Source organism: Streptomyces xanthophaeus, assembly GCF_000725805.1.
Taxonomy (GTDB): domain Bacteria; phylum Actinomycetota; class Actinomycetes; order Streptomycetales; family Streptomycetaceae; genus Streptomyces; species Streptomyces xanthophaeus.
In genome coordinates, this window is the sequence record NZ_JOFT01000014.1 from 309,222 (window position 1) to 330,790 (window position 21,569).

The window sequence follows — 21,569 nt, forward strand, 5'->3', positions numbered from 1 at the left end:
GCGCCCGTCGGAGGAACGCAGCCTCCACCTGAATACCGGAGGCGGGGCTGCGGCAAACGCGGTTCCAGCAGAATGTCACATGTCGGCAACACGCTGTAGCGCCAAGTCGACATATATCTCCAGCGACAGACGAGGTCAAAGGGTGATCAGACCGTTCTGTCTGGAAACGCGTAGATGATCTCCACTCGTTCCGGTTACGCCTCGATCCTGTTTGCGGATCTCAGCCGGGCGAAGCTCCGGGCGAGCAGCCGGGAGACGTGCATCTGGGAGACGCCGAGCTCCGCGCTGATCTGCGACTGCGTCAGGTTGTTGTAGTACCGCAGGAGGAGGATCCGCTGCTCGCGCTCGGGCAGTTGTACGAGCAGGTGGCGTACGAGGTCCCGGTGCTCGACCCCGGCCAGCTCGGGGTCCTCGTAGCCGAGCCGGTCCAGCAGTCCGGGCAGCCCGTCGCCCTCCTGGGCGGCCTCCAGCGAGGTCGCGTGGTACGAGCGCCCGGCCTCGATGCAGGACAGCACCTCGTCCTCGCTGATCCGCAGCCGCTCCGCGATCTCGGGGGTGGTCGGGGTGCGCCCGTGCAGGGTGGTCAGGTCCTCGGTGGCCGCGTTGACCTGCACCCACAGCTCGTGGAGGCGGCGCGGTACGTGCACGGTGCGGACGTTGTCCCGGAAGTAGCGCTTGATCTCGCCCACGACGGTGGGCATCGCGAAGGTCGGGAACTGCACCCCGCGGTCCGGGTCGAAGCGGTCGATGGCGTTGATGAGCCCGATGGTGCCGACCTGGACCACGTCCTCCATCGGCTCGTTGCGGCTGCGGAAGCGGGCGGCCGCGTACCGGACGAGCGGGAGGTTGGCCTCGATCAGGGCGCCGCGCACCCGGCTGTGCTCGCTGGTGCCCGGCTCCAGGCCCTTCAGCTGCCCGAAGAGGACCTGGGTGAGGGCCCGGGTGTCGGCGCCCCGGCCGGCGGGCCGAGGGGCGGGCGGCGGCGGCTCCTCGGGCGGGTCCTGGCGGGGTTCCTGCCGCGGTTCCTGCTGCGGCTCGGGGCCGGCCTCCTGCCGGACTTCCTGCAGGACTTCCCGCCGGGGTTCCTGTCGGAGCTCCTGCCGGGGTTCCTGTCGGAGCTCCTGCCGGGGTTCCGGCCTGAGCTCCTGCCGGACTTCGGGCCGGAGTCCCGGCCGGTAGGGCTGGGGGTCCTGCTGAGGGGGCACCTGAGGCGCAGTACTGGCCGGCACGGTCACGCCACCCCTTCAGTCAACTCATCCGTTAAAAGCGGTCATAGCATCACAAGAGATGTGCACTGTGTGCAAGCACCGTATAACGCCGTGTTGAGGGCAAGTTGGGCATAGCGGGGCATTATGCCCAGCAATGCGACACGAAAAGCCCCCCACCCGTCGGAGTGGGGGGCTGGGAAGTCAGGAAACCGCCTCAGCGTACGGGTTCAGCGCACCAGTTCGGTCATGAACTCGCCGATACCGGATGCGGCATCCGATATGCCTTGAAAACCTATTCCCACCATCTCGGCCGCCCGTTTGGGCTGGGTGATGATCACGAAGAGGACGAACACGGTGAGGACGCCCGTGATGAGCTTCTTGGTGTCCATGAACGGTGTCGGCCTCCCCAACCGGTACTGCAAAGTCGGGTGAGTCTAACCGGTCATGTTCGGACACTCACCCGGTCTTTAAGGACCAAGGGCCCGGTACGAGGGGCCCTTTGCCGCTGCGTGAGCGGTTGCGGTGGGCGCAGGATTGATGTGAGCCCACCGGTTCTGGCAGGAAATCGGTGGGTGAGGGACAGGACCTCACTGCGGGGTCCGAGCCGCAAGCTTCCCCCTGACTGCGGCCCGGACTGGCAGGTTCTGCGTTCGTCGGGGGAAGTGGCTTGTCCCCCCGATGCCACTTCCCCCGTCCCACACGATGAAGGTCCCGACTCCGGTCGGGGCCTTCTTCGCGTGCCCGGGGCGCGGCCCCGGCTCGGTCGGCCCGATGCCTCTGCTGGATGCTCCTGCCGGATGCCCCTACTGGATGGCGCCGGCCAGGTCGGTGAGGGGCTGGACGGGGGCGATCACGGGCGCGAGGTGGTTCGGCAGCTCCATCAGCTGGTTGAGCTGGTTGGCGCCCTCGCTGAGCTTCGCGCCGATCTCCTGGACGGAGCCGGGCGTGGCGCCCGCGGGCATGCCCGGGGCCGCCGTCGGCAGGTCCGGGAGGGTGAGCGGGGCGATCGGGGAGGCCGAGGCGGCGGGAGCGGCGAGGCCCGCGGCGGCCCCCGCGAGGGCGATGGCGGCGAGCATGCGCTGGGTCTTGGTCATGCCGTGACAACGGCTGCACGACCGCACGGTCACGCGGCTGTCCGCCGGACGGGAGCGAAAACGCCGAGAGCCCCGACCCTTGCGGGGCGGGGCTCTCGGTTCAAGAGCGGTAGCGGTGGGATTTGAACCCACGGATAGCTTGCACCATCACACGCTTTCGAGGCGTGCTCCTTCGGCCGCTCGGACACGCTACCGAGAGAGAGCTTAGCCCAAGGTGACCCGTGTGCTGAAATCCGTGTCCCGCGGCCCCGTCACAGGCCCCGGAAGAAGTCCGTCAGCTGCCGCGCGCACTCCTCGGCGAGGACGCCGCGGACCACCTCCGGCCGGTGGTTGAGCCGGCGGTCCCGCACGAGGTCCCAGAGCGACCCGGCCGCGCCCGCCTTCTCGTCGTCCGCGCCGTAGACGACGCGCGCCACGCGCGACTGCACGAGCGCCCCCGCGCACATCACGCACGGCTCCAGGGTGACCACGAGGGTGCACCCCGGAAGCCGCCATTCCCCGAGCGCGGCGGCCGCCCGGCGCAGCGCCAGTACCTCGGCGTGCGCCGTCGGGTCGCCGGACGCCTCGCGCTCGTTGTACCCGGTGGCGAGGAGATCCCCGTCCGGGCCGAGCACGACGGCGCCGACCGGCACGTCGCCGGCCGGCACCGCCCTGGCGGCCTCCTGGAGCGCCAGGCGCATGGAGTCCCGCCACGGGTCCCTTACGGGATCGGGGCCGTGCGTGTCGTGTGCGTGGGTCACGTGCGGGCCGGTCACTAGCGGACGGCCTCCAGGACCTCGGTGGCGCCGAGCGAGTCGGCGATCTCCGAGAGGGCGTCCCCGTCCAGGGTCATCAGCTGCTTGTGGGTCACCCCGAGGTCGTCCAGCAGGCGGGGATCGCCGAGCGGTCCGGCCGGTACCGGTTCCGAGCCGGTCCCGCCCGCCCGGTCCTCGTCGTCCTCCTCGTCCGTGAACGCGGTGACGGGTTCCTCCTCGCCGTCCTCGGTGCCGTCCAGGTCCAGTTCGTCGAGTTCGTCGTCCTCCTCGTCGCTGCCCAGCAGCTCTTTGGTAAGCATCGAGCCGTAGGAGCTGCGGGCGGCGAGGGAGGCGTTCGATACGAAGTACCGGGGGTCCTCCTCCCCGTCCACGCGGACGACGCCGAACCAGGCGTCCTCCTGCTCGATGAGGGCGACCACCGTGTCGTCGTCGACAGCGGCGGAACGGGCGAGATCGATCAGATCACTGAGGGACTCGACGTCGTCGAGTTCCATGTCGCTCGCTTCCCACCCGTCTTCGGTGCGCGCGAGCAGTGCGGCGAAATACACCGTGACTCTCCCACTGGTCTTAGGCGTGCCGGTTGGAGGTCCCCCCGGCCGGAGGATGGGGTGGAACGGCCTGCTGCTCGCCGTCCGTGCCCCGCCCAATCGGCATCGTGGCAGAAACGGCGGCTTTGCGAGAGGTCTTCCGCGCTTGCGTCGTGCCGTGCCGTGCGGCGCGCGGCACGTAGGCGGGCCCGTGCACGGCGCTCCCGGCTCCCCGGCGGAGCCCGCGGGGGTGGCGCTGCGGGGCGGCGGGGCGGTGCCTCGCGGGGGTCCGGGGCGAGGGCGGCGCGGCCGGGCGCGGAGGCGGCGGGATTGGCCGAGCGGGCTGGCGTGTCCCGTTCACCTGGTCGGACCCGCGCTGCCCGGGTGGCGCTCCCCGCGGCCGCCGGGCCCGGGGCAGCGGCGGGTCACGGGTCGGGCCATCAGCCGGTCACCAGCGGAAGGTGCGCATCCGCATCTGTTGGCGCATCCGGGCGGCCCGGGCGCGGCGGGGCTGGACCCGGTCCCGCAGCTCGCGCGCCTCGCTCAGGTCGCGCAGGAACTGCGCGCGCCGCGCCCTGCGCTGCGCCGCGGTCTCCGGCGTCTCGTACTCTTCGCTCTCGCTCGGCTGCGTCTCGGGCATCAGCACCACCCCGGGCTGGTCCGGTCGTCCTCCTCCGCCGGCGCGAAGCAGACCCCCCTGCACCCACCTTCCCCCGGACGGTGCGTTTGATGCCACCCCCGTGCAGGTCAGAGAGGTGGGGGCGCGGACGGGCACGGACGGGGGCGGCCGGACGGCTCAGGCGTCGTCGTGGAGCGTCGGTACGACGGCCACCGGGCCATGGGCGTGCTGCAGGACCGCGTTCGCCACCGAACCCATGAACAGCGACCTGACGCGGGGGTGGTGGCGGCCGACCACGACCAGGGCGGCCGACCGGGAGGCGCTGACGAGCCGTCCCGCAGGGTCACCGGGCACGGCGGCCTGCTCGACGGGCACGTCGGGGTAGCGGGTGCGCAACGGCGCGATCCGTTCGGTCTGGGACCGCAGCATCTCCCGTTCGGCCGGTACGGCGTCCCCGCCGTCGGCGAGCCCTTCCGGCGGGATCACCGCGAAGGGGCTGTCCACCAGCACCGTCGGCGAGGGCGGGATCGTGTACGCCGACACCACCTGGACGGTGGTCCCCCGTGCGGCGGCCTCGGCGAACGCGAAGTCGAGCACGTCGTCCGGGGTCTCCGCGGCGTGCAGTCCGAGCACCACCCGCCCGGCGGACGGCTCGTCGGCCACGTCGGCGGGCTCCGCGCGGCGCTCGGCGTGCGGGACCACCACCACCGGGCAGGGCGCGGAGGCGGCCACGGCGCGGCTGCTGGAGCCGAGGAGCAGGGTGGCGAAGCCGCCGCGGCCGCGGGAGCCCATGACGAGCATCCGTGCCTCGGCCCCGGCCACCCGCAGGGCTTCCGGGACCGAGCCCTCCAGGGCCTCGTAGCGGATCCCCGGCGGGAGCCCCGGACCGCCGCCGAGCAGGGCGGTGATCCGGTCGAGCACGGGGTCGGCGAACTTCTCCGGCTGGGAGGCGTCGTGCAGGGCGGCCCGGCGGCCCGCGTACAACTGGGCGTGGTCGGGCAGCACATGGGCGATCAGCAGCCCCGTACCGTGCCGCAGGGCCGCGCCCCTGGCCCACTCCAGGGCGGCGAGGCTGTGGTCGGATCCGTCGACGGCTGCGATCACGGGTGCGCTGTTCACCAGTCCAGCGTGCTGGGCGGCCGGGCGGGGCGCATCCGCAGGGAGCGGCGGGCGCGGCCGCCGCTTCGGACGCGAAGGGGTCGCCTCAGCGCGTAGCCTTTTGGGTGCAGGTCGCGTCCGGCGGCCGTTTTTGCAGGTCGCAGGCTGAGTTTTGGAGGATGTTGTGCGTTTGCAGGTCGTCGATCACCCCTTGGTGGCGCACAAACTCACCACGCTGCGCGACAAGCGCACCGACTCCCCCACCTTCCGGCGCCTCGCCGACGAGCTGGTGACCCTGCTCGCGTACGAGGCCACCCGGGACGTGCGCACCGAGCAGGCCGACATCGAGACCCCGGTCGGCCCGACCACCGGCGTGAAGCTCTCGCACCCGCGCCCGCTGGTCGTCCCGATCCTGCGGGCGGGCCTCGGCATGCTCGACGGCATGGTGCGGCTGCTGCCGACCGCCGAGGTGGGCTTCCTGGGCATGGTCCGCAACGAGGAGACCCTGGAGGCCTCCACGTACGCGACGCGCATGCCGGAGGACCTCTCCGGGCGGCAGGTCTACGTCGTGGACCCGATGCTGGCCACCGGCGGCACGCTGGTCGCGGCGATCCGCGAGCTGATCAAGCGCGGGGCCGACGACGTGACCGCCGTGGTGCTGCTGGCCGCGCCCGAGGGCGTCGAGATCATGGAGCGCGAGCTGGCGGGCACGCCGGTGACGGTGGTGACGGCCGCGGTCGACGAGCGGCTCAACGAGCACGGCTACATCGTGCCGGGACTGGGTGACGCGGGCGACCGGATGTACGGCTCGGCCGAGTAGGACCCGGCCGAGCCGCCCGGGGCGGCTCGGCCCCTCAGCAGTTCTTGGCGGGCGCGGGCACGGGGTTGGCCAGTGCGGCCAGCGCGTCGGCCGCGGCCTGCGGCGTACTGAGCTCCTTGAAGGCGTCACCCAGGATCAGGTCGACGTCCGCACCCTCGCGGGTGTCGGTCTGCTGGGTGGTGCCGGGCAACTGGGTGCCGAGCACGGAGAAGACCGCCTTGTCGGTGGCGGGGGAGCCCAGCAGTATCCCGGTGCCCGGGACCTTCTTGTCGAAGCCCGCGGGGGCGTTGCCGACGTTGCCGACGACGAAGCCGCGTTTGCGCAGTTCGTCGCCGACCGCCTTGGCGAGGCCGGCGCGCGGCGTGGCGTTGTAGACGTTGACCGTGATCTCGGCGGGCTGGGGCAGCTTGACCGCCGGTGCGGCCGAGGCGGAGGCCGCCGCGGGTGCGCCCTTGGCGGCCCGTTCGGCCGCCGCGGTCGGACAGTCCTTGGCGCCGGCAGCCGAGTTCCGTTTGGAGCCGTCGCCCTGGAACACGTCGATGAGCTGCAGTGCCCCGTAGCCGAGCAGGGCGAGCGCAAGGACCGAACCGAGCACGGCGAAGACGATGCGTCGACGACTCCGCTTACGGCTCATGCGGGGGTAGGCGGCTCCCGTGACGCGGTACTTTCCGCCCATGCCGGGGGGAGTGAGCATGCTCATGGGCGCAGCGTAGTGCGGCCCGGGGGCGATGCCTACTAAATGATCTGCTGATAGGTCAATGGTGACCCGAAAGGCGCAATCTTCGCGAAGCGGAAGCCGCCCGAGCCACCGGGTTCAGTCCATTTCCAGCACGCGGGCGTGCAGGACCTGGCGCTGCTGCAGGGCGGCGCGCACGGCGCGGTGCAGCCCGTCCTCCAGGTAGAGGTCGCCACGCCACTTGACGACGTGGGCGAAGAGGTCGCCGTAGAAGGTGGAGTCCTCGGCGAGCAGCGTTTCGAGGTCCAGCTGTCCCTTGGTCGTCACCAGCTGGTCGAGCCGGACCGGGCGCGGCGCGACGTCCGCCCACTGGCGGGTGCTTTCCCGGCCGTGGTCGGGGTAGGGCTTCCCGTTTCCGATGCGCTTGAAGATCACACGGAAAGCCTACCGGGCCGGTGCCTGCGGGCGCAGCCTCGCTGCGTCGGTGCAAAAGTGGCAACGGGTACCAATTCGGGAGTGATGCATGAGCCAGAGCACCGACCCAGAGGTTCCGGCCGGCCCCGCGGACACGGCCGGCCCCGCCGCCGCCATCGCCGCCGGGTACGCCTTCACCGGCCCCGCCCTCGACCTGGGAGCCCTGCTCTGGGACGGCCAGGTGCTGCCCGGACACCAGATCCGCATCCCCCTGGCCATGCTCAACCGCCACGGCCTCGTCGCGGGCGCCACCGGCACCGGCAAGACCAAGACCCTCCAGCTCATCGCCGAGCAGCTGTCGGCGGGCGGAGTCCCCGTCTTCCTCGCGGACATCAAGGGCGACGTCTCGGGGATCTCCGTACCCGGCACCCCCAGCGCCGCGGTCGAGCAGCGCGCCGCGGACGTCGCCCAGGAGTGGCAGGCCACCGGCTGCCCGAGCGAGTTCTACTCGCTCGGCGGCATCGGCACCGGGATCCCCGTGCGTTCGACCGTCACCGCCTTCGGCCCGGTGCTGCTGTCGAAGGTGCTCCAGCTCAACCAGACGCAGGAGCAGTCCCTCGGCCTGATCTTCCACTACGCCGACACCAAGGGCCTGGAGCTGATCGACCTCAAGGACCTGCGGGCGGTGGTCGCCTTCCTCGTCTCCGACAAGGGGAAGCCCGAGCTCAAGGGCATCGGCGGACTGTCCACGGTGACGGCCGGGGTGATCCTGCGGGCGCTCACCGCCTTCGAGCAGCAGGGGGCCGCGGAGTTCTTCGGCGAGCCGGAGTTCGACACCAGCGAGTTCCTGCGCACGGCCGCCGACGGGCGCGGACTGGTCTCCGTCCTGGAACTCCCGGCGGTCCAGGACAAGCCCCAGCTCTTCTCCACCTTCCTGATGTGGCTGCTGGCCGACCTCTACACCGACCTGCCGGAGGTCGGTGACCTGGAGAAGCCCAAGCTGGTCTTCTTCTTCGACGAGGCCCACCTGCTCTTCAACGGGGCGTCGAAGGCCTTCCTGGACTCCGTCACCCAGACCGTCCGCCTCATCCGCTCCAAGGGCGTCGGCGTCTTCTTCGTCACGCAGACCCCCAAGGACGTGCCGGCGGACGTCCTGGCCCAGCTCGGCAACCGGGTGCAGCACGCCCTGCGCGCCTTCACCCCCGACGACGCCAAGGCCCTCAAGGCCACGGTGAAGACCTTCCCGCGCTCCGAGTACGACCTGGAGGAGCTGCTCACCCAGCTGGGCACCGGCGAGGCGGTGATCACCGTGCTCAGCGAGAAGGGCGCGCCGACCCCGGTCGCGGCGACCCGGCTGCGCGCCCCGCAGTCGCTGATGGGGCCGGTCGAGGCGACGGCCCTGGAGCAGGCGGTGAAGGCCTCGCTGCTGTACTCCCGGTACGCGGAACCGGTCGACCGGGAGTCGGCGTACGAGAAGATCAGCGCCGAACAGGCCGCCGCCGAGGCGCAGGCGGAGGCCGCGGCGGCCGCCGCGGAGGCCGAGAAGCAGGCCAAGGAGGCCGAGAAGGCGGCGCGCAGCGCCCCGAAGCCGGACCCCTCGCTGGCCGAACAGGTGGTGGGCAGCGGACTGTTCCGCTCGCTGGCCCGCTCGATCGGCACCCAGCTGGGCCGGGAGATCTCCCGGTCGATCTTCGGCACGGCGCGCCGGCGCAGATGACGCGGCCCGGTTCCGGGCCGGCCGCTCCAGGAGGAATCGAGCGCACCGGGTGCCGGGACCGCTACGGGCGCTGACAGACTCGTGGTCATGCGGACCGAACTCACCGACACCACCTCCAGCAAGGTCAACAGGGCCCTGCTCGAAGCCCGCCGGGCCATCGGCAGCCCCGCCATGGGGCTGGTGCTGACCCTCGTCCTGGTCACCGACGAGGAGAACGCGTACGACGCCGTGCGCGCGGCCTCCGAGGCGTCGCGCGAGCACCCGTGCCGCATCATCGCGGTGATCAAGCGGACCTCGCGGGGCCCGCACCAGCGCCGGGCGACCCGGCTGGACGCCGAGCTGCGCGTCGGGACGGACGCCGGGACCGGCGAGATCATCCTGCTGCGCCTGCACGGTGCGCTCACGGACCAGGCGGGTTCGGTCGTCCTGCCGCTGCTCGTGCCGGACGCGCCGGTCGTGGCGTGGTGGCCCGCCGAGGCCCCGGCCGACCTCGCGGGCGACCCCCTGGGCGCCCTCGCACAGCGCCGGATCACCGACGCGGCCGCGGCTGTGGACCCGGTGGGCGCGCTCGACGTCCGGGCGGGCGGCTACCAGCCCGGGGACACCGATCTGGCCTGGACCCGGCTGACCCCGTGGCGGGCCCTGCTGGCGGCGGCCCTGGACCAGAAGCCGCTGGCGGTGACCGGCGCGGCGGTGGAGAGCGAGCCCGACAACGCGAGCGCCGAGCTGCTGGCGCGCTGGCTGGAGGACCGGCTGGGGGTGCCGGTGGACCGGGTGGCGACCGACGGCCCGGTGATCACCGGAGTGAGCCTGCGGACCGCGGGCGGCGAGATACGGGTGGACCGGCCCGCGGGCGCGCTGGCCACGCTGATCCTGCCGGGGAGCCCCGACCGCAAGGTCGCCCTGAAGATCCGCAGCGGCGCCGAGCTGATCGCGGAGGAACTGCGCAGGCTCGACGCGGACGTGGTCTACGGCTCCGCGCTGCGGCGCCCGGCTCCCGAGACGGCCTAGGTCAGAGACCGTACCGGCGGGCCGATTCCTCCTCCTGGGCCAGCCGGTGCAGGGCCCGCAGGACGGGCTCGAAGAGGATGGCCGACGCGACCGCCGTCTCGACCTTCTCCGCCTCGGTGGGATAGGTGTCCACGAAGTCCAGGTCGCGGACGGCCACTTGGTGCATGAGGCGGGCGTACGGGGCCAGGAACTCGGCGTCCCATTGGTAGCCGAGCCGGATGAGGGCCGCCACGGCCACCACCAGCGAGCGGTGGACGGGCGAGAGCGGCGCCAGCTCCCGGGCGGTCGACCAGCCCAGCGTCTCCAGCATCCGGTCCACCTCCTGCCGCGCGGTGACCAGGGCCGGGTCCTCGGGCTCCGTGGCGTCCTGGTCCGCGGTGCCCGCGCCCGGGACGGCGCCTTCGCCCGCGGCGACTCGGCCCGCAGTGGCTTCGCCCCCCGCGGCGCCGTCCAGTTCGCGGCCCTGCGGCAGGGCCCACAGGGCCGCGCCCAGGCGGATCGTCCGGCCCAGCGAGTCGTCGTCGACGTGCCGGAGCACCTCCCTGGCCGTGGCCACCGGCAGCCCTCCGACCTGGATCATCGCCCGCACCAGCCGCAGCCGCCGCAGGTGGCTCTCGTCGTAGTCGGCGGTGGTCGCGCCGATCCTGCGGCCCGCGGGCAACAGCCCTGCGCGCAGGTAGTACTTGATCGTCGCGGTGGAGACGCCGCTCCGCTCGCTCAGCTCGGCCAGCCGCATCTCTTGTGCCTTTCCTTGGAGAGCGCCACTATCCAATCATGCGGTGTCCGGACGGCGCCGCCGTCCGAGCACGAGACCTGGAGGCATTGTGTTCGCCAAGCCGATTCCGGGCCGCACCACCGCAGCGGTCGAAGGGGACGCGGTGGTCCTGCTGATCGGGATGCGCATCAACCACTTCTGGGCGGTGCACCACTGGGTGCCGGTGCTCCTCGCCATGCCGCGCATGCTCCGCGAACTGGCCGCGGACAAGAGCCGCGGGCTGCTCGGGCACGTCCTGCTGACCGGCTCGCCGCGTACGTACTACGTGGTCCAGTACTGGGAGTCCAAGGAGAAGCTCTACGCCTACGCCAAGGCGCCCGACATGCTCCACCACCGGGTGTGGGCCCTCATCAACCGCAAGGAGCGCGAGGGAAGGGTGCGCGGGCACGTGGGCCTGTGGCACGAGTCGTACGTCGTGCCCGAGGGGTCGTACGAGTCGATCTACGCCGACATGCCGCCCTACGGCCTGGCCGCGGCCACCGGGGTGCTGCCGGTGGAGAGCCGCGGCCGGCGCGCCGCCGACCGCTTCGCCCACCGCACGCGCACGGCCTCCCCCGAGGCTCCGTAGGCCCAGTGGCGTCCGACCGCCCTGCGGTGCCCTAGCCGCCCGCGGCCTTGGCGGCCTTGGCCGCGGCCTTCATCTCCTGCTTGTGGGCCCGGACCTTGGCCAGGGATTCCGGGCCCGTGATGTCGGCCGCCGAGCGGTAGACGTTCGCCGGTCCGTAGCCGCCCGCGGCCTCCCGCCAGCCCTTGGGGCGCACCTCGAACCGCTTGCCGAGCAGGGCGAGGAAGATCTGGGCCTTCTGCTCCCCGAAGCCCGGCAGTTCCTTGAGCCGGGCGAGCAGTTCCGCGCCCGTCGCGGCATCGGCCCACACGGCCGCCGCGTCCCCGTCGTAGTGCTCCACGAGGTACGCGCACAGCTGCTGGATCCGCTTCGCCATCGACCCCGGATAGCGGTGGACGGCCGGCTTCTGCGAGAGCAGCGCGGCGAAGGCCTCGGGGTCGTAGGCGGCGACGGCGTGCGCGTCCAGGTCGTCCGAGCCCAGGCGCTGGGCGATCGTGAAGGGCCCGGAGAAGGCCCACTCCATCGGAACCTGCTGGTCGAGCAGCATGCCGACGAGCGCGGCGAGCGGGCTCCGGCCGAGGAGCTCGTCGGCCTCCGGCTGCTGGGCCAGCCGGATGGTGAAGTGCTTGTCCATGTCCCCAGCCTCCCCCGGCGCCGCGCTCCCCGCGCGGTCGCCGCGCGGCGCGCCTAGCGTGAGTACGAGAGCGACCGCAGGCATGCCACACGACCCGGGAGTCGATCGATCATGGCCGAGTACACGGAAGGCGCCCCGTGCTGGGTGGACGCGATGTTCACCGATGTGGAGGGGGCCAAGAGCTTCTACGCCGAGGTCCTCGGCTGGACCTTCGGGGAGTCCGCGACCGAGTTCGGCAGCTACACGCAGGCCTACTCCGACGGCAAGGCCGTCGCGGCCGTGGTCCCGCCGATGCCGGGCACCGACGCCCCCTCGCAGTGGTGCCTGTACTTCGCCTCGCGCGACGCGGCGGCCACCGCCGAGAAGATCAAGGCGGCGGGCGGCGACCTGCTGATGGAACCGATGCAGGTGGGCCCGTTCGGCTCGATGGCGATCGCCAAGGAGCCGAGCGGTGCGGTCTTCGGGGTCTGGCAGCCGGGCGAGCACAAGGGCTTCGAGAAGATGGGCGAGTCGGGCTCCTACGCCTGGGCGGAGGTCTTCACGCGGGATCCTGACAAGGCGGACGCGTTCCTGACGAAGGTCTTCCCGTACGAGTCCCAGCAGATGGAGACGGGTGACGACCCCCAGACGGCCGGCATGGACTTCAAGGTCTTCAGCCTGGGCGGCAAGGAGAACCCGGTGCTGGGCCGGATGAAGATGGGCGACGAGTTCCCGCCGCAGGTCCCCTCCTACATCCAGATCTACTTCTCGGTGCCCGACTGCGACGAGGCCCTCGCCAAGGCCAAGAAGCTCGGCGGAACCCTCCTCTTCGGGCCGATGGACTCCCCCTTCGGCCGCTTCGCCGCCGTCACGGACCAGCAGGGGGCGGCCTTCGCGGTGATCGACATGTCCACGACGGTCGGTGAGATGCCGCAGATGTCGGACGGGTGACCGGACGGCTGACCGCCTCCCGGCCCGGTCAGAGCCCCACGTCCGGCGTCGGCAGGGCGCCGAACCAGACGTGCGTGACCGCACTGACGTAGCGCGCCCCGCACCGGTCGGTCGGGACCACCAACTGGCTGACGGCCTCGTCGAGTTCCTCCCCGTCGAGGCGCGTGGCCAGCAGGACCGGGCCGGCTGCGAAGTCGGCGTCCAGCTCGGCCCAGGACAGGACGGTGTGGTGGCCGTCCCCGCCGCTGACCGCGAGCAGGAAGCGGCTGCGGTCCTTGCGGCGCCGCGCGTCGAAGGCGGGGCCCGCGTCCGCCACCACGTCCCGGAGCAACGGCCCTTCGAACACGTGGTGAACTGGACACCCTGGCGGAGCTGTTGGCCGGGGTCCCGGCGGAGGTGCGGTCGGTGTTCGGGGCGCGCACCCTCGGGGCGCTCGGGGACGGGATGCTGCGCGAGACCCTGGAGGTCTTCCTGGCCAACAACTGCTCGTGGGCGCGCACCGCGGAGGCCCTGCACCTGCACGTGAACACGGTGCACTACCGGATCGAGCGGGTGCAGGTCCTGACGGGCCGTGACCTGTCCCGCCTCGACCACAAGCTGGACCTGTACGCGGCGCTGCGCTGCCGCTAGGGGGGCGCTCCGCGCTCAGCCCAGGTCGACGTGGACCTCGGCGCGGTGGGCGGGCAGCCGCCCCGCGTCGGCCCAGCGGCGGACGGTCTCGGGGCTCACGCACAGCAGGTCGGCGGCCTGCCCGATGGAGTACGACGGCACGCCCGCAGCTTAGGGGCCGGGTCATCGCATGAGCAGCACGATCACCGAACCCCACATCGTCAGCAGCACGTTGCCCAGCGCGTACGGGACCGTCGTGCCGAGGGCGGGGATCTGGCTGCGGGCCCGTTCGGTGAGGGCGCCGAGCGCGGCCGTGGTGGTCTGGGCCCCGGCGAGGGCGCCGAGCAGGATCGGCAGCGGCACGCGCTGCACGAAGTGTCCGTAGGCGAAACCGGCCAGCAGCGGCACGGTGGTGACGGCCGCGCCCCACAGCAGCAGCGGCCAGCCGGCCTCCCGCAGACCGGGGACGAAACTGGGGCCCGCGTTCAGGCCGACGACGGTGACGAAGACGCACAGGCCGAGCGTGCCCATCAGCCACTGCGCCGCGGAGGGCAGGTTCCCGTACGTCGGGTACTTGCTCCGGATCCAGCCGAAGACCAGACCCATCAGCAGCGCCCCGGTGGACGTGGACAGGGACAGCGGGGCCCCGGCCGCGTGCAGGGCGGGGATGCCCAGGAGGCCGCCGAGGAAGAGGCCGAGGGCGATCCACACCATGTCGGTGGCGAAACTGGTCGGCACCGGCTTGCCGATCACGGCCGCCGCGGCCTCCACCCGGTGGTGGGGCCCGGTCAGGACCAGGGTGTCGCCGCGTTCCACCGTGCTGTCGAGCCGGACCCGCAGGTCGGCGCCGGCCCGCCAGTGGCCCTCGATGAACACGCCCGGCATGAACTCCTCGTGGCGCAGGCTCCGGATCGTGCGCCCGCTGTCGCGGCTGCGCGTGGTGACCACGACGTGCAGGGTCTCGGTGCGGTATCCCAGCAGTTCGCTGTCGTCGGTCTCCATGCCGATGTGGCTGCGGGCGTCGTACGCGACGAGGTCGCCGCGGACCGCGCTGATCGCCAGGGTGTCGCCGAGCTCGATGCGGGTCCCGGGGGAGTGCTCCAGGATCTCGCCCGCGCGGCGCATCCGGGTGATGTAGAGCCGGCGCCCGGCGGCCTTCTGCTCGGCCTCGAAATCGCCGACCGTGCGGCCCGCCATGCGCTGTACGTCCACGGCGTACGCGCGCAGCACGTGCTTGTAGTAGCCCTCGCCCGCGTCCGGGTCCTCCTCGACCGCCTCCAGGTCGGCGGCGAGGACGGCGCTCTGCTCCGCGAGGTCCCTGCGGACGAGGCGGGGGAGCACCCCCGCGAGGAGCAGCGCGGGCAGCACCGTGCCCAGGGGGTAGGTGACGGCGTACGCGACGGCGACGAGGTGGGACTCGTCCTGGGCCTCGGCGCGGGTGAGCCCGGGCAGGTGCGCGATGGCGTCGGAGCCCACGCCGATGACGGCGGACTGGGTGAGCCCGCCGCCGAGCAGACCGGCCGAGAGCCCGGGCCCGTACCCGGCGAGCGTGGCGAAGGCCCAGGCGGTGGCCAGCCCGGTGACGCAGACGATCACGGCGAGGAGAGCCTGGGGCAGGCCGTCCTTGCGCAGGGCGCGGAAGAACTGCGGCCCCACGTCGTAGCCCAGGGCGAAGAGGAACATGAGGAAGAAGACGGACTTGATCGGCCCGTCGATCTCCACCTTGGCCTGGGAGCCGATGACGAGCCCGGCGACGAGGCAGCCGGTGACGGCGCCGAGCGCGAGGGAGCGGTAGCGCAGCCGCCCGAGCAGGAAGCCGACGGCGATCGTCAGGAAGATCAGGAGTTCCGGGTAGGGCCGGAAGACGTTCGCCCTGAACCACTCCATCCGCGCTCCCGCCTCCGCCGCAGCCGCCAGCGAAAACGTTAGGCGCGCCCCGGCCCTCCTGCACGCCGGCCGACACGGAGGGCCCGGGACGACCGGCACGGGACGGGAAACGCGAAGAGCCCCACCGCAAGCGGTGGGGCTCTTCGACATCGTGCCCGGTGAGGCACTGGCGGAGGATACGAGATTCGAACTCGTGAGGGGTTGCCCCCAACACGCTTTCCAAGCGTGCGCCCTAGGCCACTAGGCGAATCCTCCGCCGCAAACAATACAAGACGTTGAGGGGTGCTCGCGAACGTGATCGTCGGGCGGGGGTCGGCGAAGGGCCGGCGAGGGGTCCGCCGGGGTCCGCGTCCGGGTCCGGCTCGATTCCGGGGCCGTCCATCCGCTAGGGTGGGGCCAGCCCCTCACGTGGCGCTATCTCACCCAACTCCCCCAGGGCCGGAAGGCAGCAAGGGTAAGTGGGCTCTGGCGGGTGCGTGGGGGGCGCTTTGCGTTCCCGGGGGTCCGGGAGGCGTCGGCGGGCCGTTGTTGTCGGTGGGCCCGGATAACCTCGTATACGTGTCGTCCCTTGCGCTGTACCGCCGCTATCGCCCCGAGTCGTTCGCCGAGGTCATCGGGCAGGAGCATGTCACTGCACCGCTGATGCAGGCCCTGCGGAACAACCGGGTCAATCACGCGTACCTGTTCAGCGGGCCGCGCGGCTGCGGCAAGACCACCAGCGCGCGCATCCTCGCCCGGTGCCTGAACTGTGAGCAGGGCCCCACCCCGACCCCCTGCGGGGAGTGCCAGTCCTGTCGCGACCTCGCCCGCAACGGGCCGGGTTCCATCGATGTCATCGAGATCGACGCGGCCTCGCACGGTGGTGTGGACGACGCCCGTGACCTGCGCGAGAAGGCCTTTTTCGGACCGGCCTCCAGCCGCTACAAGATCTACATCATCGACGAGGCCCACATGGTCACCTCGGCGGGCTTCAACGCCCTGCTGAAGGTGGTCGAGGAGCCGCCGGAGCACCTCAAGTTCATCTTCGCCACGACCGAGCCGGAGAAGGTGATCGGGACCATCCGGTCCCGGACCCACCACTACCCCTTCCGGCTGGTTCCGCCCGGCACCCTGCGGGACTACCTGGGCGAGGTCTGCGGCCGCGAGGGCGCCACCGTCGAGGACGGCGTGCTGCCGCTCGTCGTGCGCGCCGGCGCCGGATCCGTGCGTGACTCCATGTCCGTCATGGACCAGCTGCTCGCGGGCGCCGCCGCCGACGGTGTGACATACGCCATGGCGACCTCCCTCCTCGGCTACACCGAGGGGTCCCTCCTCGACGCCGTCATCGACGCCTTCGCCTCCGGGGACGGCGCCGCCGCCTTCGAGGTCGTCGACCGCGTGGTCGAGGGCGGGAACGACCCGCGCCGGTTCGTCGCCGACCTGCTGGAGCGGCTGCGCGACCTGGTGATCCTGGCCGCCGTGCCCGACGCCGGGGAGAAGGGGCTGATCGACGCCCCCGCCGATGTCGTGGAGCGGATGCAGGCACAGGCCTCGGTGTTCGGGGCCGCGGAGCTTTCGCGGGCCGCCGACCTGGTCAACACCGGGCTCACCGAGATGCGCGGGGCGACCTCGCCGCGGCTCCAGCTGGAGCTGATCTGCGCGCGCGTGCTGCTGCCCGCCGCCTTCGACGACGAGCGGTCCTTCCAGGCCCGGCTGGACCGGCTGGAGCGGGGCGGGGCCGCAGCCTTCGCGGCCGCCGCCTCCGCCGGTGTGCCCGCGGCCCCGCCCGTCATGGGGTACGTGCCCGGGCCCGATGCCCACGCCATGGCCCCCGCAGGGCCCGGCGGGGGCGTGGCCGCCGCGCGCGCCGCCGTACGGGCCCCCGAGCCGGAGCCGGCCGCCCCGGTCGCCCCGGCCGAAGCCCCGCCCGTGGCCCCGCCCGCCCAGCCCGTGGCGGCGCAGGCCCCGGCCGCACCCGCACCCGCTCCCGCGGCCCAGGTCCCCGCTCCCGGGGCGTGGCCCGGAGCCGCGCAGCCCGGCGGCGGTGCCCCCGGCGCCTGGCCGGGAGCGAGCGCCGCCCCGGCCGCCGCAGCCCAGGCCCCGGCTGCCCCCGCAGCTGCGCCCGCCCCCGCGGCCGGTGCCTGGCCGAGCGCGGCCGCACCCGGCCAGGGCGCCCCCTCGCCCGCAGCCCCCGCGCCCGCAGCCCCCGCCCAGCCGGCCGCGTCCGCCCCGGCGGCTCCCGCGCCCTCCCCCGGCATGGCCGCCGGCGCCGGTCAGATCCAGGCGATGTGGCCGGGCGTCCTGGAGGCCGTCAAGAACCGCCGCCGTTTCACCTGGATCCTGCTGAGCCAGAACGCCCAGGTCACCGGCTTCGACGGGACCACCCTCCAGCTCGGCTTCCCCAATGTCGGAGCCCGCGACAACTTCGCGAGCAGCGGCAGCGAGGACGTGCTGAAGGCGGTCCTGGCCGAGCAGTTCCAGGTCAACTGGAAGATCGACGCCGTGGTGGGCGGCGGAGCCCCGGCCCCGCTCCAGACGTCCTCGTACGCCCCGGCCGCGCCCGCCGCCCCGGCCTACAGCCCGCCGCCCCCGGCGCAGTCCTCCCCCGGGGCGCAGCCGTACCAGCCGTCCCAGCAGTCGCCCCAGCAGCAGGATTCGGCCCCGCAGCCCCCCGTACGGCAGGCGCCGCCGCCGGTGGCCCCCGAGGACGACGTCGCTGAGGCGGACGACCCCGACCTCGTGGAGAACGCCCTGACCGGACACGACCTGATCGTGCGCGAGCTCGGAGCCACCGTTGTGGAGGAATACACGAATGAGTAGCGCCCCGTAGTTGGGTGGCCGCACGAAACCGGCCGCTCCGTCCGGGCTACCCTGGGCGGCGTGAAGGTCCTCGTCATCGGCGGCGGCGCCCGCGAACATGCCCTGTGCCGCTCTCTGTCCCTCGACCCCGACGTCTCCGCGCTGTACTGCGCTCCCGGCAACGCCGGCATCGCCGAGGTGGCCGAGCTCCGCCCGGTCGACGCCCTCGACGGCGCTGCCGTCGCCGCTCTCGCCACCGAACTCGGCGCCGGCCTGGTCGTCGTCGGCCCGGAGGCCCCGCTGGTCGCCGGGGTCGCCGACGCGGTCCGCGCCGTCGGCATCCCCGTCTTCGGCCCGTCCGCCGAGGCGGCGCAGCTCGAAGGCTCCAAGGCGTTCGCCAAGGACGTGATGGCCGCGGCCGGGGTCCCGACCGCGCGCAGCTACGTCTGCACCACCCCGGAAGAGGTGGACGAGGCCCTCGACGCCTTCGGCGCCCCGTACGTCGTCAAGGACGACGGCCTCGCGGCCGGCAAGGGCGTCGTGGTCACCGAGGACCTGGCAGCAGCCCGGGCGCACGCCCTCGCCTGCGACCGCGTGGTCATCGAGGAGTACCTCGACGGCCCCGAGGTCTCCCTCTTCGCCATCACCGACGGCGTCACCGTGCTGCCGCTCCAGCCCGCGCAGGACTTCAAGCGGGCCCTGGACGGCGACGAGGGTCCCAACACCGGCGGCATGGGCGCGTACTCCCCGCTGCCGTGGGCCGACCCGAAGCTGGTCGACGAGGTCATGGAGCTGGTCCTCCAGCCGACCGTCGACGAGCTGCGCCGCCGCGGCACTCCCTTCTCCGGCCTGCTCTACGCCGGCCTCGCGATCACCGGCCGCGGCACCCGGGTCATCGAGTTCAACGCCCGCTTCGGCGACCCGGAGACCCAGGTCGTCCTGGCCCGGCTCCAGACCCCGCTCGCGAGCGTCCTGCTCAACGCCGCCCGGGGGACCCTGGACGCCGAACCCCCGCTGCGCTGGCGCGACGACGCCGCCGTCACGGTGGTCATCGCCTCGCACAACTACCCGGAGACCCCGCGTACGGGGGACCCGATCGAGGGCCTGGCCGAGGTGGCCGCCGAGGACGGTCCCGACGCGTACGTGCTGCACGCCGGTACCCGCCGCGAGGGCGACGCGGTCGTCAGCGCGGGCGGCCGCGTGCTGTCGGTGACGGCGACCGGTTCTGATCTGGCAGAGGCCAGGGACAAGGCGTATAAGGCGGTCGCGCGGATCCGGCTGGACGGGTCGCAGCACCGCACGGACATCGCGGCGAAGGCGGCCGAGCGCCCCTGAGCTGCGGCTCCACGAACCCGCGGGCCCGGTGCGCAGAAGATGCGCCCGGGCCCGCGGGCGTGTCCGCGTGCGACTGCATCCAGCCGCGTTCGAACGCACCCAGCTTTACCCAAAGCCATTCCATCGGGTGATCGTCACCCGGTCTGCCTGACGGCCGGGCGCGCCCCAACTAGGGTGCGGCGCAAGCATTCCGGCACTTGGCCCACCGGCATTGCGATGTCGGGGGCGGGTGTCACAGTGGGGGAGTGAGCAATGCCGCCGCAGGGCAGAGGGGGTGAGGTCCGGCCGTGTCCGGAACAGGTTCGATCGTCGATGCGGGCGTGCCGTCCGCACGTTCCCGCGCCTTGGCCGTGCTGCGCGTGCGCAGCAGGGCCCTGGCCGTCGGGCTGCTGCCCGCCGCCCTCGCCGTGGTGCTCGTCGCCGCGCAGATGACCGGCCGGCTGGCCGGGGACCCCTGGCCGGCGGTGACCTGGGCCGTGTGCGCGGTCGCCGTGCTCGTCCTGCTGGTGGGCGGGGCCTTCGCCGCGGTGGTGCTGCGCGCCGGCCCCGCCGTGACGCCGACGGTGGCGCTGTCCGAGGCCGCCGCCCCCGATCTCTACCGGCTCGTGCGGGACCTGGCGGACCGGATGGACGTGCCGCCGCCCTCCGCGATAGCCCTGACGCCGGACTGCGACAGCTGGCTGGAGGACCGCACGCATGCGGCCCACCGCCGCGGATGCCTGTCCACGGGGCCGGAGTCCGAACCGGGAGCGGCTCCCGTGCTCGTGATCGGCTCCCCCTTCCTGTGGTGGATGCGGGTCGCCGAGCTGCGGGCCGTCCTCGCCCCGGTCGTCGCCGGCACGGGACCCTCCGCGCATCCGGACATAGCCGATGCCCGTGGCTTCGTACGCGGTCTGGACGCGGCCGTGGACGTCGGCAGCCGGCCCGGCCTGGGCTGGATCGCCCCGCCCGCGCGGTTCCTGCTGCGGCTCTGCCGCGTGGACGCCACCGAGATGGAGCGCGGTGTGGCCGCGGCCGCCTCGGACCGTGCACAGGGTGTGGACTACGGGCTGCGCATCGTCGCCCAGGAGCAGGTCGGCCTCGCGTACGCGGGCTGGGACCGGCTCCTGACCCGGGTCGCGCTGCCCGCCTGGCGGATGGGCCGCTGGCCGGCGCACCTCGATGCGGGAGTGGTCTCCGCGCTGACCGAGCTGTCCCGGCGGGACCGGCTGGCCGACGGGTTCACCTCGCGGCTGGGCGAGCGCCCCGCCTGCGACCTGCTGGAGCAGCCGGGGGCGGTCGACGAGGCCGCCTCGCTGCTGGCCGCCCGGCTCTTCCACGGCGGCCCGGCCGAGGCCGGACCGGACTGGTCCCCGGTGGACTGGGCGCAGTACCCGGAGGAGGTCGTGGACCGCAAGTGGCGTACGGAGGCGGCCCGGCTGCATGCCGCGCTGGACGCCGTGGCCGCCGCGCCCGTGGACCTGCCCCCGCCCGGGGACGGCCTCGGCGGGCCCACGCTGGAGCGGGTGCTCGGGCACCTCTCGGACCCCGTCGGTGACGGCGCGGCCGGTGAGGCTCTGGCCGGCCGGCTCAGCGGGGACCTCGCCCGCGAGGAGCGGGCCACCGGTCCGGGCTCGGCCGAGGGGAAGGCCCGCGGCGCGGACGCCGTACCGCTGTTCCCCCTCCAGCCGCCGCGCAGCGCGCGGGACCTGCTGGCCGACCACGTGACGGCGCTGGTGTGCTGTGCGGCCGTGGACTCGGCCGGTGCCGAGCCCGGGCTGGACTGGCTGGACGGACCGGTCCTGCTGGTCGGCGGTGAGCGGCGGTCCGATCTGGCGCCGCGCGTGCTGTGCCTGGTCGAGGACGGGGACCCGGCGCCCTTGCGGGCCTGGCTCTCTGAGATCGGCGTCCGCCCGGAGAAGCCGGTCCGGCTGGTCTGACGGCCACCCCGGGCGGCGATCCCGGGCGGCCACTCCTGGCGGCCGCCCCGAGCCGGCCCGGGGCGGTCGGCCTGCGTGAGGGAATCCTCCGCAAGGTGCCCGCGTAGGCCTCGTTCTCCCAGGTCAGGAGCCATCCGTCCGGGCTACTCCTCGTACGGACAAACGGATCCGAATGTTCCGGTCACGTCAATTCACGAC

General features: G+C 73.1%; 21 protein-coding genes, 2 tRNA genes, 1 other RNA gene and 2 pseudogenes. 10 read left to right on the forward strand and 16 right to left on the reverse strand.

Annotation, left to right across the window (positions count from 1 at the left end):
* Positions 1 to 194: 194 nt before the first annotated feature.
* The 8 genes from IO30_RS0110295 to IO30_RS0110330 form a co-directional block, all read right to left on the reverse strand.
* Entirely contained in the window at positions 195 to 1,067 is an 873-nt protein-coding gene (locus IO30_RS0110295) for an RNA polymerase sigma factor SigF (RefSeq protein WP_031141515.1), read from the reverse strand.
* Between the two features lie 368 nt (positions 1,068 to 1,435).
* Positions 1,436 to 1,597 carry a hypothetical protein gene (locus IO30_RS45915; protein ID WP_167347253.1) on the reverse strand — a complete coding sequence of 54 codons (162 nt, stop codon included), beginning with the start codon at positions 1,595 to 1,597 and terminating at the stop codon, positions 1,436 to 1,438.
* A gap of 414 nt (positions 1,598 to 2,011) precedes the next feature.
* Complete coding sequence (locus IO30_RS0110305; protein ID WP_031141517.1) at positions 2,012 to 2,302, reverse strand: hypothetical protein; 291 nt, start codon at positions 2,300 to 2,302, stop codon at positions 2,012 to 2,014.
* A gap of 107 nt (positions 2,303 to 2,409) precedes the next feature.
* Positions 2,410 to 2,496 (reverse strand) — tRNA-Ser (locus tag IO30_RS0110310).
* A 57-nt stretch (positions 2,497 to 2,553) separates the two neighbouring features.
* Positions 2,554 to 2,982: a tRNA adenosine(34) deaminase TadA gene (gene tadA / locus IO30_RS0110315; RefSeq protein ID WP_051859380.1), complete on the reverse strand. Its 429-nt coding sequence runs from the start codon at positions 2,980 to 2,982 to the stop codon at positions 2,554 to 2,556.
* A 74-nt stretch (positions 2,983 to 3,056) separates the two neighbouring features.
* The gene (locus tag IO30_RS0110320) at positions 3,057 to 3,605 is read right to left on the reverse strand and encodes a tRNA adenosine deaminase-associated protein (RefSeq protein WP_031141521.1); all 549 of its coding nucleotides are present in this window, start codon (positions 3,603 to 3,605) and stop codon (positions 3,057 to 3,059) included.
* 427 nt (positions 3,606 to 4,032) lie between these two features.
* Positions 4,033 to 4,224, reverse strand: coding sequence for a hypothetical protein (locus IO30_RS0110325; RefSeq protein ID WP_031141522.1), 192 nt, complete (start codon positions 4,222 to 4,224; stop codon positions 4,033 to 4,035).
* Between the two features lie 156 nt (positions 4,225 to 4,380).
* On the reverse strand, positions 4,381 to 5,322 hold the full coding sequence (locus IO30_RS0110330) for a universal stress protein (RefSeq protein WP_037893592.1): 942 nt from the start codon (positions 5,320 to 5,322) through the stop codon (positions 4,381 to 4,383).
* A 163-nt stretch (positions 5,323 to 5,485) separates the two neighbouring features.
* Here IO30_RS0110330 and upp point away from each other — a divergent pair, with 163 nt between their 5' ends.
* A complete protein-coding gene (upp, locus tag IO30_RS0110335) occupies positions 5,486 to 6,121 on the forward strand; it encodes a uracil phosphoribosyltransferase (RefSeq protein WP_031141526.1) in 636 nt (211 codons plus the stop codon).
* Positions 6,122 to 6,155: 34 nt separating this feature from the next.
* Here upp and IO30_RS0110340 read toward each other — a convergent pair whose 3' ends face one another.
* The gene (locus IO30_RS0110340; RefSeq protein WP_078904065.1) at positions 6,156 to 6,821 is read right to left on the reverse strand and encodes a LytR C-terminal domain-containing protein; all 666 of its coding nucleotides are present in this window, start codon (positions 6,819 to 6,821) and stop codon (positions 6,156 to 6,158) included.
* A 114-nt stretch (positions 6,822 to 6,935) separates the two neighbouring features.
* Positions 6,936 to 7,232 (reverse strand): type II toxin-antitoxin system VapB family antitoxin, encoded by a 297-nt coding sequence (locus tag IO30_RS0110345; RefSeq protein WP_017240525.1) that lies wholly within the window; start codon positions 7,230 to 7,232, stop codon positions 6,936 to 6,938.
* An 88-nt stretch (positions 7,233 to 7,320) separates the two neighbouring features.
* Here IO30_RS0110345 and IO30_RS0110350 point away from each other — a divergent pair, with 88 nt between their 5' ends.
* Complete coding sequence (locus tag IO30_RS0110350; RefSeq protein ID WP_031141532.1) at positions 7,321 to 8,928, forward strand: helicase HerA-like domain-containing protein; 1,608 nt, start codon at positions 7,321 to 7,323, stop codon at positions 8,926 to 8,928.
* An 87-nt stretch (positions 8,929 to 9,015) separates the two neighbouring features.
* Positions 9,016 to 9,939 carry a glucose-6-phosphate dehydrogenase assembly protein OpcA gene (opcA, locus tag IO30_RS0110355; protein WP_031141534.1) on the forward strand — a complete coding sequence of 308 codons (924 nt, stop codon included), beginning with the start codon at positions 9,016 to 9,018 and terminating at the stop codon, positions 9,937 to 9,939.
* Position 9,940: 1 nt separating this feature from the next.
* Here opcA and IO30_RS0110360 read toward each other — a convergent pair whose 3' ends face one another.
* Complete coding sequence (locus IO30_RS0110360; protein ID WP_031141537.1) at positions 9,941 to 10,675, reverse strand: MerR family transcriptional regulator; 735 nt, start codon at positions 10,673 to 10,675, stop codon at positions 9,941 to 9,943.
* An 88-nt stretch (positions 10,676 to 10,763) separates the two neighbouring features.
* Here IO30_RS0110360 and IO30_RS0110365 point away from each other — a divergent pair, with 88 nt between their 5' ends.
* Complete coding sequence (locus IO30_RS0110365) at positions 10,764 to 11,282, forward strand: DUF4188 domain-containing protein (protein ID WP_031141539.1); 519 nt, start codon at positions 10,764 to 10,766, stop codon at positions 11,280 to 11,282.
* 31 nt (positions 11,283 to 11,313) lie between these two features.
* Here IO30_RS0110365 and IO30_RS0110370 read toward each other — a convergent pair whose 3' ends face one another.
* A complete protein-coding gene (locus IO30_RS0110370; protein ID WP_031141541.1) occupies positions 11,314 to 11,913 on the reverse strand; it encodes an HhH-GPD-type base excision DNA repair protein in 600 nt (199 codons plus the stop codon).
* A 111-nt stretch (positions 11,914 to 12,024) separates the two neighbouring features.
* Between IO30_RS0110370 and IO30_RS0110375 the strand changes: the two genes are divergently transcribed.
* Positions 12,025 to 12,843, forward strand: a complete 819-nt coding sequence (locus tag IO30_RS0110375) for a VOC family protein (RefSeq protein ID WP_031141543.1) — start codon at positions 12,025 to 12,027, stop codon at positions 12,841 to 12,843.
* Between the two features lie 28 nt (positions 12,844 to 12,871).
* Here IO30_RS0110375 and IO30_RS0110380 read toward each other — a convergent pair.
* A pseudogene (locus IO30_RS0110380) lies at positions 12,872 to 13,201 on the reverse strand (molybdopterin-dependent oxidoreductase); the annotation flags it as partial.
* Between the two features lie 47 nt (positions 13,202 to 13,248).
* Between IO30_RS0110380 and IO30_RS0110385 the strand changes: the two are divergent.
* Complete coding sequence (locus tag IO30_RS0110385) at positions 13,249 to 13,473, forward strand: PucR family transcriptional regulator (protein WP_373316476.1); 225 nt, start codon at positions 13,249 to 13,251, stop codon at positions 13,471 to 13,473.
* A 42-nt stretch (positions 13,474 to 13,515) separates the two neighbouring features.
* On the opposite strand, the pseudogene IO30_RS43265 reads toward IO30_RS0110385, so the two are convergent.
* The 3 genes and pseudogenes from IO30_RS43265 to IO30_RS0110400 all read right to left on the reverse strand — a co-directional run.
* Positions 13,516 to 13,614: pseudogene (locus IO30_RS43265) on the reverse strand (helix-turn-helix domain-containing protein); the annotation flags it as partial.
* A gap of 21 nt (positions 13,615 to 13,635) precedes the next feature.
* Positions 13,636 to 15,339, reverse strand: coding sequence for an aspartate:alanine exchanger family transporter (locus tag IO30_RS0110395; protein ID WP_031141547.1), 1,704 nt, complete (start codon positions 15,337 to 15,339; stop codon positions 13,636 to 13,638).
* A gap of 167 nt (positions 15,340 to 15,506) precedes the next feature.
* Positions 15,507 to 15,594: transfer RNA gene (locus IO30_RS0110400), tRNA-Ser, on the reverse strand.
* Positions 15,595 to 15,734: 140 nt separating this feature from the next.
* Here IO30_RS0110400 and ffs point away from each other — a divergent pair.
* The 4 genes from ffs (at position 15,735) to IO30_RS0110415 (ending at position 21,371) form a co-directional block, all read left to right on the forward strand.
* Positions 15,735 to 15,833, forward strand: an RNA gene (gene ffs / locus IO30_RS42600) — signal recognition particle sRNA small type.
* Between the two features lie 64 nt (positions 15,834 to 15,897).
* Positions 15,898 to 18,138, forward strand: a complete 2,241-nt coding sequence (locus IO30_RS0110405; protein WP_031141549.1) for a DNA polymerase III subunit gamma and tau — start codon at positions 15,898 to 15,900, stop codon at positions 18,136 to 18,138.
* A 60-nt stretch (positions 18,139 to 18,198) separates the two neighbouring features.
* Positions 18,199 to 19,452 carry a phosphoribosylamine--glycine ligase gene (gene purD, locus IO30_RS0110410; RefSeq protein WP_031141552.1) on the forward strand — a complete coding sequence of 418 codons (1,254 nt, stop codon included), beginning with the start codon at positions 18,199 to 18,201 and terminating at the stop codon, positions 19,450 to 19,452.
* Between the two features lie 287 nt (positions 19,453 to 19,739).
* Positions 19,740 to 21,371, forward strand: a complete 1,632-nt coding sequence (locus IO30_RS0110415) for a M48 family metalloprotease (protein ID WP_031141554.1) — start codon at positions 19,740 to 19,742, stop codon at positions 21,369 to 21,371.
* Positions 21,372 to 21,569: the final 198 nt, after the last annotated feature.